Below are 15,835 nucleotides of genomic sequence, written 5' to 3'. Positions count from 1 at the left end.
TGGGCGGCGCGGGTTCCGCGTCGGGGGTGCCGGGGTCAGGGGTCTGCGCGAGGTCGGTGGCCGGGGACGCAGGTGTCGCGGGGTGCTCGGCCGACTGTTCGTTGTCCGGCCGCGGTCGCCCGGTCCCGCCGCTTTCCACCACGGTGTCCCCTCGTCGAAGCGTCTCCCGCTCGTACAGGGCGGAAGGGTCTCGGACCGATGGTATGCGGCGGTCGTGACGTGTTCCGCCCCGGCACCCCCCGCGTTTCCCCGCTCGTCGCCGGTGTTCGGGACGAGCCGGGTGCACGGGCTGGGTGACTGTCAGTGGTGGGCCGTAAGGTCTGGAGGCATGGAGAGCAGCAGCGAGGGCGTCGCCCGGGTGGGCGACGGCGGTGTCGTGGAGGATTCGGCACACACGGAGGCGAGCGCCCCGGAGACGGTCGTCCCCGGACCGGTCGTCCAGGAGGCGGTCGTCCAGGAGACGGTCGTGCCGGAGGCGGTGACACCGACCGTCGCCGCCATAGCGCCCGCCTCGCTCTCGCCCTCGCGGGCCGGTGACTTCATGCAGTGCCCGCTGCTGTACCGGTTCCGGGTGATCGACCGGCTGCCGGAGAAGCCCAGCCCGGCGGCCACGAAGGGCACGCTGGTGCACGCGGTCCTCGAGCGGCTGTTCGACGCGCCGGCGGCCGAGCGGACCGCGCCGCGGGCCAAGGCGCTGATCCCGGGCCAGTGGGACCGGCTGCGGGAGACCCGGCCGGAGGTCGTGGAGCTGTTCGCCGACGATCCGGAGGGCGAGCGGCTGGCCGGCTGGCTGGTGGAGGCGGAGCGGCTGGTCGAGCGCTGGTTCACGCTGGAGGATCCGACACGGCTGGAGCCCGCCGAGCGGGAGCTGTTCGTCGAGGCGGAGCTGGACTCGGGGCTGCGGCTGCGCGGGATCATCGACCGGGTCGATGTCGCACCCACCGGCGAGGTGCGGATCGTCGACTACAAGACCGGCAAGGCGCCGCGGGCGGAGTACGCCGAGGGCGCGCTGTTCCAGATGAAGTTCTACGCCCTGGTCGTGTGGCGGCTGAAGAACGTCGTGCCGCGGCGGCTTCAACTCGTGTACCTGGGCAGTGGTGACGTGCTGACGTACGACCCGGTCCTGGCCGATCTGGAGCGGGTGGAACGCAAGTTGCTCGCGCTGTGGGAGGCCATCCGGCTGGCGACACAGACGGGTGAGTGGCGGCCCCGGCCGACCAAGCTGTGCGGCTGGTGCGACCACCAGGCGCACTGCCCGGAGTTCGGCGGCACTCCCCCGCCGTATCCGCTTCCCGTGACGCTGCCGGTGAGGGCGGCGGAGTCCGAGGGCGGGGCGCAGGGCAGAATGGGGCCGGGCTAAAGAAGGAGACATACGTGGCCATCCGCGTCCTACTGGTCGATGACCAGCCGCTGCTGCGTACCGGCTTCCGGATGATCCTGGAGGCCGAGCAGGATCTCGCGGTCGTCGGCGAGGCCGGAGACGGCCTCCAGGCTCTCGACCAGGTGCGGGCGTTGCAGCCCGATGTGGTGCTGATGGACATCCGCATGCCGCGGATGGACGGGGTGGAGGCGACCCGGCAGATCACCGGGCCGGGGCGGGACGGGCCGGCGAAGGTGCTGGTGCTGACCACCTTCGACCTCGACGAGTACGTGGTGGAGGCGCTGCGCGCCGGGGCGAGCGGGTTCCTGCTGAAGGACGCGCCCGCCAATGAACTGGTCCAGGCGATCCGGGTGGTGGCCTCGGGTGAGGCCATGCTGGCGCCGAGCATCACGCGTCGGCTGCTCGACAAGTACGCCACGCATCTGCCCTCCGGCGACGAGCCGGTGCCGGACACGCTGCACACGCTCACCGACCGTGAGGTGGAGGTGCTGAAGCTGGTGGCGCGCGGGCTGTCGAACGCCGAGATCGCGGCCGACCTCTTCGTCAGCGAGACCACCGTGAAGACGCACGTGGGTCACGTGCTGAACAAACTGGGGTTGCGCGACCGGGTGCAGGCCGCGGTGTACGCGTACGAGAGCGGTCTGGTGCGTCCCGGCGCGCAGTAGCGCCGGACGAACAGTCATATGCAGGAAGGCGCCCCCCGGCCGGGGGGCGCCTTCCTGCATATGACTGTCGGGTCGTCAGCTCTTGCTGAGTTCCCAGAAGCGGAACACCGTGGAGGCGTCCAGGCAGTTCTCCAGGCCGTAGACGTTCTCGCCGACGACCGCGTACTGCTTGGCCTGCCACAGGGGCAGCACGGGCACTTGCTCGGCGACGATGTCCTGGAGCTCGGCGTAGTCCGTGTCGGTCGCGGTGCGGTCGCTCTGCGCGGCGGTGCGCGGGATGAGCGTGCCGGTGATGGCGGTGTTGGCGTAGTTGTTGCTCAGCACGTTGCCCTTGCCGAAGAAGGGCGAGGTGAAGTTGTCGGCGTCCGGGTAGTCGGGCACCCAGCCCTTGACGTAGACGCCGTACTTGCCGGCGGCGACGTCCTTCTCGTACTGGCCGTAGGCGACGGAGCGGACGTCGGCGTCGAACAGGCCGCTGGCGTTCAGCTGGGCCGCGATCGCCTTCAGTTCCTGGTCGGTGGCCGGGCCGTAGCGGGTCGGGGTCGACCAGAGGGTGAGCTTCACCTTGTCGGTGATGTCCTCGTCGGCGAGCGCGGCGGCGGCCGCGGCCCGGGAGGGGCGGGCACCGTAGCGGTCGAAGAAGGCGGTGTTGTGGCCCGCGATACCGGCCGGGATGATCGAGTAGAGGGGGTCGGCGGTCCCCTCGTAGACGTCCTTGATCAGGGACTCGCGGTCGATCAGGTGGGCGATGGCCTGGCGGACGCCGAGCTTTCCGGCGACCGGGTCGTCCATGTTGAAGACCAGGTGCTGGACCTCGGCGCTGCTGCCCTCGACGACCTCGGCGCCCCCGTCGGCCGTGCTCTGCTGGATGTCGGAGACATCGGCGGCGGTGAGGCCCCGGTAGGCGATGTCGATCTCGTTCCCGAGCAGGGCCTGCTTCAGGGCCTGCTGGTCGCCGCCGAAGAACTTCAGGGTGACGCCGGTGTTGTCGGCCTCGCCGGCGCTGCCCCGGTAGTTGTCGTTGACCGAGAAGACGGCCTCGTCGTCGCCGAAGGAGTCCAGCTTGTAGGGGCCCGAGCCGACGGCGGCACCGTCCTCGCGCAGGCTGTCGGCCTCGTACTCCTCGTGGTCGACGATGGAGCCGGCGCCCGAGGCGATCTTGCTGGGGAAGGTGGCGTCGGGGACCTTGAGCCGGAAGACGACCGTCTTGGCGTCGGGTGTCTCGACCTTGTCGAGCATGGGGAACATGATGGCCGGGCCGGCGGCGTCGTCGATCTTCAGCATGCGGTCGAAGGAGAACTTGACGTCCTCGGAGGTGAGCGCGTCGCCGTTGCTGAACTTCAGGCCGTCCTTCAGCGTGCACGTGTAGACCTGGGTCCGCGTGTCCGTGAAGGAGCATTCCCGGGCCGCGTCCGGTTCGGGTTCGGTGCCGCCCTTGGGGAAGCTGAGCAGTGACTGGAAGACGTTGTTGAACAACAGCCAGGAGCCCGGGTCGTAGCCGGAGGCGGGGTCGGTGGCCAGAACGTCGTCGGACATTCCCAGGACCACGGAGGAGGAGTCGCCCCCGGATCCCCCGCTCTGGGTGCCACAGCCGGTCAACAGGCCGGAGGCCAGTCCCGCCACGATCGGCAGGACTGGCCACTGGTTACGCATGTTCACAAAAAGCCTTGTCGTCGTTTCTCTGCACACCGGGGCCGCCGTCCCGGGCCCCGGAGGGGGTGCGTCAGTTGCTCACGCCGTGGCCGAGCTCCCACAGCTGAAGGGTCGCGGAGGAGTTCAGCACGTAGGCGGTGCCGGTGACGTCGTTGTTCGCGGCCACGTACTGCTTGCCCTGCCACAGCGGCAGGACCGGGACGTCCTTGGCGACGATGTCCTGGATCTCGGTCAGGTTCTTGGCGGCGCTGAGGCGGTCGGCCTCGCGGCGGGAGGCCGGGATCAGGTTGTCGATGATGTCCGCGTTGGAGTACGGGGACTTGAGGAAGTTGTCCTTGTCGAGGAACGGGGCGACGAAGTTGTCGGCGTCGGGGAAGTCGGGGAACCAGCCCATGCCGTAGACCGCGTACTCGCCCTTGCGCTCGGCCGGGACGAACGCGTCCCAGGCGGTGCCCTTGATGCTGACGTCGAACAGGCCGCTGTCGTTGAGCTGCTTCTGCAGCACCTCGAACTCCTGCTTGGTGGCCGGGCCGTAGTGGTCGGTCGTGTAGTTCAGCGTCAGCTTCACCGGGGTGCTGATGTCCGAGTCTTCCAACAGGGCCTTGGCCTTGGCGACGCTCGGGTCGCCGTAGGTGTTGAAGAACGAGTTGGAGTGCGCGGTGAGCGTGGCCGGGACCAGCGAGTAGAGGGGCTCGGCCTGGGAGCCGTACACCTCGGAGACGAGCGCGCTGCGGTTGATGATCTGGGCCATCGCCTGGCGCACGGCCTTGGACTTGACCGCCGGGTCGGTGGTGTCGAAGGCCAGGTAGCGGATCTCGAGGCCGTTCAGTTCGACGAGGCTTATGTCCCCGGTCGCGGAGGCCTCGGAGAGCTTCTGGATCTGCTCGGGCGACATGGTGCGGGTCATCAGGTCGATGTCGCCCTTTTCGAGGGCGGTGCCCATGTCGTCGGCGTTCTCGTACGAGACCATGTCGACCTGGTCGTTGTTCACACTCAGCGTCCCCTTGTAGTTGGGGTTCTTGGTGAACACGGCCTTCTTCATCTCGTCGCCGTCGGTCTCGGCCTTGAGGGTGTAGGGGCCGGACCCGTCGATCGAGAAGCCGTCGCGCAGCTTGTCCTTCTCGTAGTCGTCGGGGTTGACGATGCCGGCGACCGGAGTCGACAACTTGAAGGGGAAAGTGGCGTCGGCGGTCTTGAGGTGGAAGATGACTTCGTTGTCACCCTGCGTCTCGATGGTGTCGATCGTGGACAGCAGGGCGAACACACCGGAGTCGGCCTTGATGGTGCGGGCGCGCTCGATGGAGAACTTGACGTCGTCGGCGGTGACCGCGTCGCCGTTCGCGAACTTGAGGCCGCTGCGCAGCTTGCAGGCGTAGCGCTCGTTGCCGGTGTCGGTGAAGCCGCAGCTCTGGGCCGCCTCCGGGACGGGTTCGCCCTCGCCCTTGGGCTGGATCATCAGGGTCTGCACGGTCTGGCGCAGGATGTTCCAGGTGCCGACGTCGTAGGAGTACGCCGGGTCGAGCGGCGCCGGGGCGTCCTTGGTGACGGTGAACCGGTCGGTGGTGCCCATGACGATGGCGTCCCCACTGCCGCTTCCGCTGTCGGACCCGCCGCAGGCGGCGAGTACGGGCGCGAGCAGACTTACCACGGCCGGCAGCACCAAAGTCTTGCGGTTCATGCTCGAGTTTCTCCAGAGCTGTCGAGTCCGTGTACCCGGCATGCAGGGGTGTCGCGGCGGATCACGGGGTTAGGGCGAGGTTCTCGCGATGAGATTAGTCCGCACCAGCACGAGGGTTCGCGGCCACCGGAGTTGAAACTCCATCACGCTGTGAAACCGGACGCGGACGCACTGAACAATGATCAGTGGAATGATTCGTACAGCCACCCATCAATCGGGACACAAGGACGCGCCCGAGCCCTCCCCGCCAAGGCGTAATACACACGGAGAGTCAACTGTCGACCCCCGGACGGGTGGGGAACGTCACACGCCGTACGGGGTTCGGACAGGGTGGAATTCGGCCGCCGCCGGGGCCCCGCCGAAGATCGGAATTCCACCGCGCGTACACCCGCCGAATTCCTTGTTATCGGCGGTGCACGCTGGGTGAACGCCTATCGCATTTCCGTCATCGGCCGATCACCAATGATCGCGGTGCCGATCATCGGAGCGGCATCAGGTCCCGCAGAAATGCCAGGTCGACCTGTTCCAGCGAGGGGACGACGGTGCGTCCGCGGGACGGCGCGATCGGTGCCACGGAGGGCACCGCGACCACGTGACAGCCCGCCGCCTCGGCCGAGGCGACCCCGGTCGCGGTGTCCTCGATGACGGCGCATCGGGCGGGGTCCACGCCGAGTCCGGCGGCCGCGAACAGGTAGGGGTCGGGGTACGGCTTGGTCCGCGGGACCTCGTCGCCGGCCACGCTCAGGCGGAAGTTGTCGGCGCCGAGCGAGGTCAGGACGCGGTCGATGATGCGCCGGTGGGAGGCGGAGACGAGGGCCGTGGGCACCTCGTGCTCGGCCAGCTCGGCCAGGAGCCGGGCGGCGCCCGGCATCAGGGGCAGGGCGCGGGTGATGCGGTCCTCGAACCCCTCGTTGAGCAGGACGGTGAGCGCGGCGAGGTCGACGTCGGCCCCGGTCGCCTCGATCAGGAACCCGGCGCTGCGGCTCATCGGGCCGCCGACCACGACATGGCGCCAGGAGTCGTCGAGGGTGTGGCCCAGGCCGGCGAAGATCTCGACCTCGACGTCCCACCAGAAACCCTCGGTGTCCACCAGGGTGCCGTCCATGTCGAGCAGCACGGCCTGCAGGGCGGAGCCCTCGGCCGTACGGGTTACTGGCGCGGGAACCGTACTGGTCATCCACATACCTCCTTGAGGGACGAGCAGGCCGGTTCCCGCTGTGGGGAACCGGCCTTCGGTGGACCGACCAGTGTACGACTTATCCGATCAGTGTGCTCGGTGGCACGCCCGTGTCACCGAGCGTTGAAGTACTTCGCCTCGGGGTGGTGGATCACGATGGCGTCCGTGGACTGCTCGGGGTGGAGCTGGAACTCCTCCGACAGGTGGACGCCGATCCGCTCGGGCTGGAGCAGCTCGGCGATCTTGGCGCGGTCCTCCAGGTCGGGGCAGGCGCCGTAGCCGAGGGAGAAGCGGGCGCCGCGGTACTTCAGGGCGAACATGTCCTCGACGTCGGCCGGGTCCTCGCCGGCGAAGCCGAGTTCGGAACGCACGCGTGCGTGCCAGTACTCGGCGAGGGCTTCGGCCAGCTGCACGGACAGGCCGTGCAGTTCGAGGTAGTCGCGGTAGGAGTTCGACTCGAACAGCCTGGCGGTCTCCTCGCCGATGCGGGAGCCGACGGTGACGACCTGGAAGCCGACGACGTCCGTCTCCCCCGACTCCTCCGGGCGGAAGAAGTCGGCCAGGCACAGGCGGCGGCCGCGGCGCTGGCGGGGGAAGGTGAAGCGGGTGCGTTCGTTGCCCTGTTCGTCCAGGACGATCAGGTCGTCGTCCTTGGAGACACACGGGAAGTAGCCGTAGACGACGGCCGCCTCGAGGAGGTTGTCGGTCTGGAGCTTGTCCAGCAGGCCGCGCAGCCGGGGCCGGCCCTCGGTCTCGACGAGTTCCTCGTAGCTCGGTCCGTCGCCGGCGCGGGCCTGCTTCAGGCCCCACTGGCCCTTGAAGAGGGCGCCTTCGTCGAGCCAGGAGGCGTACTCCTTGAGCTGGATGCCCTTGATGACGCGGGTGCCCTCGAACGGCGGCTTCGGGACGGGGTTGTCGATGGAGACGTCGGAACGGACGTGGCCCTCCTCCGGACGTTCCTCGGTCTCGACGGCGGCGGCGCTCGGGCGGACCCGGCGCTGCTTCAGCTCCGGCAGCTTCGCGCCGGGCACGCCCCGCTTGACGCCGATGAGGGCGTCCATCAGACGCAGGCCCTCGAAGGCGTCACGGGCGTAGCGGACCTCGCCCTGGTAGATCTCGTGCAGGTCCTGTTCGACGTAGGCCCTGGTCAGGGCGGCGCCGCCGAGGATGACCGGGTAGTCGGCGGCCATCTTGCGCTGGTTCAGCTCCTCCAGGTTCTCCTTCATGATCACCGTGGACTTGACCAGCAGGCCCGACATGCCGATGACATCGGCCCGGTGCTCCTCGGCGGCCTCCAGGATCGCGGAGACCGGCTGCTTGATGCCGAGGTTGACGACGTTGTAGCCGTTGTTGGACAGGATGATGTCGACGAGGTTCTTGCCGATGTCGTGGACGTCGCCGCGCACGGTGGCCAGCACGATGGTGCCCTTGCCCTCGGCGTCCGACTTCTCCATGTGCGGTTCGAGGTAGGCGACGGCGGTCTTCATGACCTCGGCGGACTGCAGCACGAACGGCAACTGCATCTGGCCGGAACCGAACAGTTCACCGACCACCTTCATGCCGTCCAGCAGCGTCTCGTTGACGATGTCGAGGGCGGGGCGGGTCTGGAGGGCCTCGGCGAGGTCGGTGTCCAGGCCGTTCTTCTCGCCGTCGATGATCCGCCGCTTGAGACGCTCGTCCAGCGGCAGCGCGGCCAGTTCCTCGGCCTTGCCCGCCTTCAGGGACTTGGTGGTGGCGCCCTCGAACAGCGCCATCAGCTTCTGCAGCGGGTCGTAGCCCTCGGCGCGGCGGTCGTGGATCAGGTCGAGGGCGGTCTGCACCTCCTCCTCGCTGAAGCGGGCGATGGGCAGGATCTTCGACGCGTGGACGATCGCCGAGTCCAGGCCCGCCTTCACACACTCGTCGAGGAAGACCGAGTTGAGCAGGATCCGCGCGGCCGGGTTCAGGCCGAAGGAGATGTTCGACAGGCCCAGCGTGGTCTGCACGTCCGGGCGGCGGCGCTTGAGCTCGCGGATCGCCCCGATCGTCGCGATACCGTCCCCCCGGGACTCCTCCTGGCCGGTGCAGATGGTGAAGGTCAGGGTGTCGATGAGGATGTCCGACTCCTGGATGCCCCAGTTCGTCGTCAGGTCCTCGATGAGCCGCTCGGCGATCGCGACCTTCGTCTCGACGGTCCGGGCCTGACCCTCCTCGTCGATGGTCAGCGCGATCAGCGCGGCGCCGTGCTCCCGGGCCAGCGCGGTCACCTTGGCGAAACGGGACTCGGGACCGTCGCCGTCCTCGTAGTTCACGGAGTTGATGACCGCGCGGCCGCCGAGCCGCTCCAGGCCCGCCCGGATGACGGGGACCTCCGTGGAGTCCAGGACGATCGGCAGCGTGGAGGCGGTGGCGAAGCGGCCGGCCAGCTCGTCCATGTCGGCCACACCGTCACGGCCCACGTAGTCGACACACAGGTCCAGCATGTGCGCGCCCTCACGGATCTGGTCCCGGGCCATCTCCACACAGTCGTCCCAGCGGCCCTCCAGCATCGCCTCACGGAACTTCTTCGAACCGTTGGCGTTCGTGCGCTCACCGATCGCCATGTACGCGGTGTCCTGACGGAACGCCACGCTCTGGTAGAGCGAGGCGGCGCCGGGCTCGGGCTGCGGCTGCCGCTCGGCGGGCGAGGCCCCCCGGACCCGCTCCACGAGCTGCCGCAGGTGCTCCGGCGTCGTGCCGCAGCAGCCGCCGACCAGGTTCAGCCCGTAGTCGCGTACGAAGGTGTCCTGGGCGTCGGCCAGGCCCTCGGCGTCGAGCGGGAAGTGGGCGCCGTCCTTGGTGAGGATCGGCAGACCGGCGTTGGGCATGCACAGCAGCGGGGTGCGGGAGTGGCGGGCGAGGTAGCGCAGGTGCTCGCTCATCTCGGCCGGGCCCGTCGAGCAGTTCAGGCCGATCATGTCGATGCCGAGGGGCTCGAGGGCGGTCAGGGCCGCGCCGATCTCCGAGCCGAGCAGCATGGTGCCGGTCGTCTCGAACGCCATCGAGACCAGCAGGGGCACCTCGACGCCGGTCGCCTCCATGGCGCGCCGGGCGCCGAGGATGGAGGACTTGGTCTGGAGCAGGTCCTGCGTGGTCTCCACGATCAGGGCGTCCGCACCGCCGGCCAGCAGGCCCTCCGCGTTGGCCTGGAAGCCGTCGCGCAGGGTGCCGTAGGCGATGTGGCCGAGGGTGGGCAGCTTGGTGCCCGGGCCGATCGAGCCCAGCACCCAGCGCGTGCGTCCGTCGCGTCCGGCGAAGGCGTCGGCGGTCTCACGGGCGATACGGGCGCCCGCCTCGGACAGTTCGAACACCCGCTCGGAGATGTCGTACTCGGCCATGGCCGAGTGGTTTGCGCCGAACGTGTTGGTCTCGACGCAGTCCACGCCCGCGTCGAAGTACTCCTCGTGCACGGAGCGGACGATGTCCGGCCGGGTGACGTTGAGGATCTCGTTGCAGCCCTCGAGCTGCTCGAAGTCCTCGAGGGTGGGCTCCTGGGCCTGGAGCATGGTGCCCATGGCTCCGTCGGCCACCACCACACGGGTGGCCAGCGCCTCTCGGAGCGCGGACACACGGGTCCGGCTGTCGGCGGAAGGGGTCGGCGGCACAGAGGCCATGAAAGGGCTCCCTCAGATGCGACGGCTGTCGGCTTTGCGTCACCTCAGGATGCGGGCAGAAAGGCTTCCCGAGACGAGCGCACGCCGTCAGGGTAGCCGGGACGGAGGCCTTATGGTCAGGGGCGTCCACGGGACGGACGGGCGCGGCGGCCTTTCACAGGACGGCCACGAGCCGGGCACGACCGGAGCACGAGCGGGGCACGAGCGTGCGACGGCCGCGTCACTCCGTGGAGGCGAATGGCGTAACACGTATCGACCGAACATTAGCGAGAGGTCGGCATCGACCGGTAGTGTTCGACATTGCCGAACGGCGGCAGTAGATGCCGTGCGTGGACGGTCCAGGGGACGGAGGCAGGACGGCGATGGCACGGAACATCCAGTCGGTCGAACGTGCGGCCGCGATGCTGCGGCTGCTCGCCGGTGGCGAGCGGCGACTGGGCCTGTCGGACATCGCCTCGTCCACCGGCCTGGCCAAGGCCACCGCCCACGGCATCCTGCGCACCCTCCAGCAGGAGGGCTTCGTCGAGCAGGACGACGCCTCCGGGCGGTATCAGCTGGGCGCGGAGCTGCTGCGCCTGGGCACCACCTACCTGGACGTGCACGAGCTACGCGCGCGTGCGCTCGTATGGACGGACGACCTGGCCCGGTCCAGCGGTGAGAGCGTCCACCTGGGGGTCCTGCACCAGCAGGGCGTGCTGATCGTGCACCACGTCTTCCGTCCCGACGACAGCCGGCAGGTGCTGGAGATCGGGGCGATGCAGCCGCTGCACTCCACGGCCCTGGGCAAGGTGCTGTCGGCCTACGACCCGGTCGCGCACAGCGAGGTCCTGGAGGCCGAGCGCAAGCCGTTCACGGACCGCACGGTGTGCGAACCGGAGGCCTTCGAGCGGGTCCTCGACCTGACCCGGGCGCGGGGCTACGCGGCCGACGTCGAGGAGACCTGGGAGGGCGTCGCCTCCATCGCCGCGCCCATCCACGACCGGCGGCGCATGCCCGTGGGCGCGGTCGGCATCACCGGTGCGGTGGAGCGGCTGGGCCGGGACGGCGAGGTGCGCCCCGAGCTGATCGCGGCGGTACGGGACTGCGCCCGCGCGGTCTCGCGCGACCTGGGCGCCGGGCGCTTCTGAGAAGTACGTAAGAGCGGGCCGGGACGTCACATGACGTTCCGGCCTTTGTCGTACGCTCGACCACCGCCGGAGAACCGCACGATAACCGCAGGAAGCGGTCAAAGAGTGCGAGAGCGTGCGCACCGACGCGAAGATCAACAACTTGCGTCGATCAATAACGATCGCACTTTCGACAACAACACTCTTGACGCGCACGTAACGCCACGGCAAGACTCCCGTCCACCGGTCGACATTGTCGAACACCTAACGGCAATACGCGCTAGAGTGTGACAACGCCAAAGGCCGGCATCGCTCTCACCCCCGAGGGCGCTCGAACCCCCGGCGGGACCCGGGGTTCGGCTTCCCTGGACGAAGGACAAAGGAGTCGCGGGTGTCCAGCTCCGACATCTTCATCGGCGAGACCATCGGTACCGCCATACTCATCCTGCTCGGCGGTGGCGTCTGCGCCGCCGTCACGCTGAAGGCCTCCAAGGCCCGTAACGCCGGCTGGCTCGCCATCACCTTCGGGTGGGGTTTCGCCGTTCTGACGGCTGTCTACACCTCGGCGCCCCTCTCGGGCGCCCACCTCAACCCGGCGGTCACCCTCGCACTCGCGATCAAGGACGACGACTGGAGCAACGTTCCGGTCTACTGGGCCGGGCAGCTGCTCGGTGCCGCCATCGGCGCCACCCTGGTCTGGGTCGCCTACTACGGCCAGTTCCACGCGCACCTCACCGACAAGGAGATCGTCGGCGAGCCGGCGGCAAAGACCACGGCCGCCAAGTCGGTCGAGGCGCGGGAACAGGGCGCCGGCCCGGTCCTGGGCGTCTTCTCCACCGGCCCGGAGGTCCGGGTCGTCTGGCAGAACCTCGCCACGGAGATCATCGGCACCATCGTGCTCGTCCTCGCCGTGCTCACGCAGGGCCTGAACGACAAGGGCAACGGCCTCGGCAACCTGGGCGCACTGATCACCGCGCTGGTGGTCGTCTCGATCGGTCTGTCCCTCGGTGGCCCGACCGGTTACGCGATCAACCCGGCCCGTGACCTCGGTCCGCGCATCGTGCACGCCCTCCTGCCCCTGCCCAACAAGGGCGGCTCCGACTGGAGCTACGCCTGGATCCCGGTGGTCGGTCCGCTGATCGGCGGCGCGATCGCTGCGGGTATCTACAACGTCGCTTTTGCTTAAGAGCACCAGCCACACCGCGTAGTCAGCAGCGCCGTACAGACAGCCCCTCACCACGGAAACCCAGGAGCACACCGTGACCGACGCGCACACCGCCGGCCCCTTCATCGCCGCCATCGACCAGGGCACCACCTCCTCGCGCTGCATCGTCTTCGACCGGGACGGCCGTATCGTCTCCGTCGACCAGAAGGAGCACGAGCAGATCTTCCCGAAGCCGGGCTGGGTCGAGCACAACGCCACCGAGATCTGGACCAACGTCGAGGAGGTCGTCGCCTCCGCCATCGCGAAGGCCGGCATCACCCGCGACGACATCAAGGCCATCGGCATCACCAACCAGCGTGAGACGACGCTGCTGTGGGACAAGAACACCGGTGAGCCCGTCCACAACGCCATCGTCTGGCAGGACACCCGCACCGACGCGCTCTGCAAGGAGCTGGGCCGCAACGTCGGCCAGGACCGCTTCCGCCGCGAGACCGGCCTGCCGCTGGCCTCGTACTTCGCCGGCCCCAAGGCCCGCTGGCTGCTCGACAACGTCGAGGGTCTGCGGGAGCGCGCCGAGGCGGGCGACATCCTCTTCGGCACCATGGACAGCTGGGTCATCTGGAACCTGACGGGCGGTGTGAACGGCGGCCGGCACGTCACCGACGTCACCAACGCCTCCCGCACCATGCTGATGAACCTGCACACCATGGAGTGGGACGAGAAGATCGCCGAGTCCATCGGCGTCCCGCTCGCGATGCTCCCGGAGATCCGCTCCTCCGCCGAGGTGTACGGCGAGATCACCGGCGGCAAGCTGGGCGACCTGCTCGGCGGCATCCCCGTCGCCTCCGCGCTCGGCGACCAGCAGGCGGCCCTGTTCGGCCAGACCTGTTTCGCGGAGGGCGAGGCCAAGTCCACCTACGGCACCGGCACCTTCCTGCTGATGAACACCGGTGAGAAGCCGGTCAACTCCTACAACGGCCTGCTGACCACGGTCGGATACCGCATCGGCGACCAGAAGGCGGTCTACGCCCTCGAAGGATCGATCGCCGTCACCGGTTCGCTGGTGCAGTGGATGCGCGACCAGATGGGCCTGATCTCCACCGCCGCCGAGATCGAGACCCTCGCGCTCTCGGTCGAGGACAACGGCGGCGCCTACTTCGTGCCGGCCTTCTCCGGTCTGTTCGCCCCGTACTGGCGCTCCGACGCCCGCGGTGTGATCGCCGGCCTCACCCGGTACGTCACCAAGGCGCACCTCGCGCGCGCCGTCCTGGAGGCCACGGCCTGGCAGACCCGTGAGATCACCGACGCCATGACGAAGGACTCCGGCGTCGAGCTCGCGGCGATCAAGGTCGACGGCGGCATGACCTCCAACAACCTGCTGATGCAGACGCTCTCGGACTTCGTGGACGCCCCCGTGGTGCGCCCGATGGTCGCCGAGACCACCTGCCTCGGCGCCGCCTACGCCGCCGGCCTCGCCGTCGGCTTCTGGACCAGCACCGACGATCTGCGTGCCAACTGGCGCCGGGCCGCCGAGTGGACCCCCCGCATGGACGCGGAGACCCGCGACCGTGAGTACAAGAGCTGGCTCAAGGCCGTCGAGCGGACCATGGGCTGGCTCGAGGACGAGGAGTAAGAACCCCACATGACCAGTCAGACCACCCTGAAGTCCGTGCCTGCCCTGGGGACGCACCCGGCGTCCGGCTCGAACCCGAGCCGCGCCGAGACCCGGGAACAGCTCTCCAAGGCGTCGTTCGACCTTCTCGTCATCGGCGGCGGCATCCTGGGCATCTCCACCGCCTGGCACGCCGCGCAGTCCGGGCTCAGGGTGGCTCTGGTCGACGCCGGCGACTTCGCCGGCGCCACCTCCTCCGCCTCCTCCAAGCTTCTCCACGGCGGTCTGCGCTACCTGCAGACCGGCGCGGTGAAGCTGGTGGCGGAGAACCACTTCGAGCGCCGTGCGGTCTCCCGCCAGGTGGCCCCCCACCTGGCGAACCCGCTCACGTTCTACCTCCCCGTGTACAAGGGCGGGCCGCACGGCGCGGCGAAGCTCGGGGCGGGCGTCTTCGCCTACTCCGCGCTGTCGGCGTTCGGCGACGGCGTCGGTCACCTCCTGTCCCCGGCCAAGGCCGCGCAGGACGTGCCCGAGCTGCGCACCGACAACCTCAAGGCCGTGGCCGTGTACGGCGACGACCAGATGAACGACGCGCGCATGGCGCTGATGACGGTCCGCGCGGCCGTCGAGGCGGGCGCCGTCGTCCTGAACCACGCCGAGGTCTCCGGGCTGCGCTTCACCAGGGGCCGGGTCACCGGCGCCGAGCTGCGCGACCGGCTCTCCGGTGACGAGTTCGGCGTGAGCGCCCGGCTGGTGCTCAACGCGACCGGTCCGTGGGTCGACCACCTGCGCAGGATGGAGGACCCGAACGCGGCTCCGTCCATCCGCCTGTCCAAGGGCGCCCACCTGGTCCTGAAGCGCACCGCCCCCTGGAAGGCCGCGCTCGCGACCCCCATCGACAAGTACCGCATCACCTTCGCCCTCCCCTGGGAGGACATGCTGCTGCTCGGCACCACCGACGAGGAGTTCGAGGGCGATCCGGCGGATGTCTCGGTCACCGAGAAGGACACCGCCCAGATACTCGACGAGGCCGCGTTCTCCATCCGCGACCAGCAGCTCGACCGTGACCTGATCACCTACGCCTTCGCGGGTCTGCGCGTGCTGCCCGGCGGCCCCGGCAGCACGGCGAAGGCCAAGCGCGAGACCGTCGTCACCGAGGGCAGGGGCGGCATGCTGTCCGTCGCCGGCGGCAAGTGGACGACCTTCCGGCACATCGGCCGTACGGTCATGCAGAAGCTGGAGGCGCTGCCCGGCCACCCGCTGGGCGACGACTTCGAGCCGATCTCCTCGCTGCCGAAGAAGCTGCCGCTGCCCGGCGTCGCCAACCCGCGCGCGGTCGCCCACCGGCTGCTGGTCGACAACCCGGCACCCGGCCCGCGCATGGCGGCCGACACCGCCAGGCACCTGGCCACCCACTACGGCTCGCTGGCCTTCGACATCGCGCGGCTGGCCAACGAGAACCCCGAGCTGGGCGCGCGCGTCCACCCGGACGCCCCCGAGATCTGGGCGCAGGTCGTCTACGCCCGCGACAACGAGTGGGCACAGACGGCGGACGACGTGCTGCGCCGCCGTACGACGCTGACGATCCGCGGTCTCGCCACCGACGACGTCCGCGGCAAGGTGCAGGACCTGCTCGACAAGAAGTAGGTCCTCCCGGTCACCCGGGAAACCCTCCGGAACACCCTCCGCCGGCCCGCTCCCCTGACCGGGGCCGGTGTCAGGGACGGCCCCTCCGTACCGGGGCCGGAACAGGAAGGGGCGGCTCC

Annotated in this window: 10 protein-coding genes; 6 read left to right on the top strand and 4 right to left on the bottom strand. The window is 69.3% G+C overall.

Translation table 11 applies throughout. The features are described 5' to 3' along the window. The first annotated feature begins 328 nt into the window (after positions 1-328). Together OG933_RS34455 and OG933_RS34450 are read left to right on the top strand one after the other, a co-directional pair. Positions 329-1,360: a RecB family exonuclease gene (locus tag OG933_RS34455; protein ID WP_405630761.1), complete on the top strand. Its 1,032-nt coding sequence runs from the start codon at positions 329-331 to the stop codon at positions 1,358-1,360. A gap of 14 nt (positions 1,361-1,374) precedes the next feature. After that, positions 1,375-2,046: a response regulator transcription factor gene (locus tag OG933_RS34450; RefSeq protein ID WP_020128315.1), complete on the top strand. Its 672-nt coding sequence runs from the start codon at positions 1,375-1,377 to the stop codon at positions 2,044-2,046. A 75-nt stretch (positions 2,047-2,121) separates the two neighbouring features. On the opposite strand, the gene OG933_RS34445 is transcribed toward OG933_RS34450, so the two are convergent. The 4 genes from OG933_RS34445 to metH all read right to left on the bottom strand — a co-directional run bounded on the left by OG933_RS34445 (position 2,122) and on the right by metH (position 10,186). Beyond that, positions 2,122-3,705: an ABC transporter substrate-binding protein gene (locus OG933_RS34445; protein WP_362536629.1), complete on the bottom strand. Its 1,584-nt coding sequence runs from the start codon at positions 3,703-3,705 to the stop codon at positions 2,122-2,124. Positions 3,706-3,769: 64 nt separating this feature from the next. Further along, a complete protein-coding gene (locus OG933_RS34440) occupies positions 3,770-5,377 on the bottom strand; it encodes an ABC transporter substrate-binding protein (protein WP_405630758.1) in 1,608 nt (535 codons plus the stop codon). Positions 5,378-5,855: 478 nt separating this feature from the next. Beyond that, positions 5,856-6,554, bottom strand: coding sequence for an HAD family phosphatase (locus OG933_RS34435; RefSeq protein ID WP_362536633.1), 699 nt, complete (start codon positions 6,552-6,554; stop codon positions 5,856-5,858). A gap of 113 nt (positions 6,555-6,667) precedes the next feature. Continuing rightward, on the bottom strand, positions 6,668-10,186 hold the full coding sequence (gene metH / locus OG933_RS34430) for a methionine synthase (protein ID WP_405630754.1): 3,519 nt from the start codon (positions 10,184-10,186) through the stop codon (positions 6,668-6,670). 362 nt (positions 10,187-10,548) lie between these two features. On the opposite strand from metH, the gene OG933_RS34425 reads away from it, so the two are divergent. The 4 genes from OG933_RS34425 to OG933_RS34410 all read left to right on the top strand — a co-directional run bounded on the left by OG933_RS34425 (position 10,549) and on the right by OG933_RS34410 (position 15,716). Continuing rightward, positions 10,549-11,313: an IclR family transcriptional regulator gene (locus OG933_RS34425; protein ID WP_020128310.1), complete on the top strand. Its 765-nt coding sequence runs from the start codon at positions 10,549-10,551 to the stop codon at positions 11,311-11,313. A gap of 370 nt (positions 11,314-11,683) precedes the next feature. After that, complete coding sequence (locus tag OG933_RS34420) at positions 11,684-12,478, top strand: MIP/aquaporin family protein (RefSeq protein ID WP_362535901.1); 795 nt, start codon at positions 11,684-11,686, stop codon at positions 12,476-12,478. Positions 12,479-12,551: 73 nt separating this feature from the next. Then, positions 12,552-14,090, top strand: coding sequence for a glycerol kinase GlpK (gene glpK / locus OG933_RS34415; protein WP_020128308.1), 1,539 nt, complete (start codon positions 12,552-12,554; stop codon positions 14,088-14,090). Positions 14,091-14,099: 9 nt separating this feature from the next. Beyond that, positions 14,100-15,716, top strand: coding sequence for a glycerol-3-phosphate dehydrogenase/oxidase (locus OG933_RS34410; protein WP_054239384.1), 1,617 nt, complete (start codon positions 14,100-14,102; stop codon positions 15,714-15,716). The last annotated feature ends 119 nt before the right edge of the window (positions 15,717-15,835 follow it).

This window comes from Streptomyces sp. NBC_00016, assembly GCF_045040885.1.
GTDB classification, from domain to species: Bacteria; Actinomycetota; Actinomycetes; order Streptomycetales; family Streptomycetaceae; genus Streptomyces; species Streptomyces coriariae.
The sequence above is the reverse complement of the archived record's forward strand: the minus strand, read 5'-3'. Positions and strand labels throughout refer to the sequence as shown.

What these genes read in the sequence shown, in the direction of transcription:
- OG933_RS34455 (WP_405630761.1), top strand. Translation starts at nt 329, where the DNA reads ATGGAGAGCAGCAGCGAGGGCGTCGCCCGGGTGGGCGACGGCGGTGTC.
- OG933_RS34440 (WP_405630758.1), bottom strand. Translation starts at nt 5,377, where the DNA reads ATGAACCGCAAGACTTTGGTGCTGCCGGCCGTGGTAAGTCTGCTCGCG.
- OG933_RS34435 (WP_362536633.1), bottom strand. Translation starts at nt 6,554, where the DNA reads ATGACCAGTACGGTTCCCGCGCCAGTAACCCGTACGGCCGAGGGCTCC.
- metH (WP_405630754.1), bottom strand. Translation starts at nt 10,186, where the DNA reads ATGGCCTCTGTGCCGCCGACCCCTTCCGCCGACAGCCGGACCCGTGTG.
- OG933_RS34425 (WP_020128310.1), top strand. Translation starts at nt 10,549, where the DNA reads ATGGCACGGAACATCCAGTCGGTCGAACGTGCGGCCGCGATGCTGCGG.
- OG933_RS34410 (WP_054239384.1), top strand. Translation starts at nt 14,100, where the DNA reads ATGACCAGTCAGACCACCCTGAAGTCCGTGCCTGCCCTGGGGACGCAC.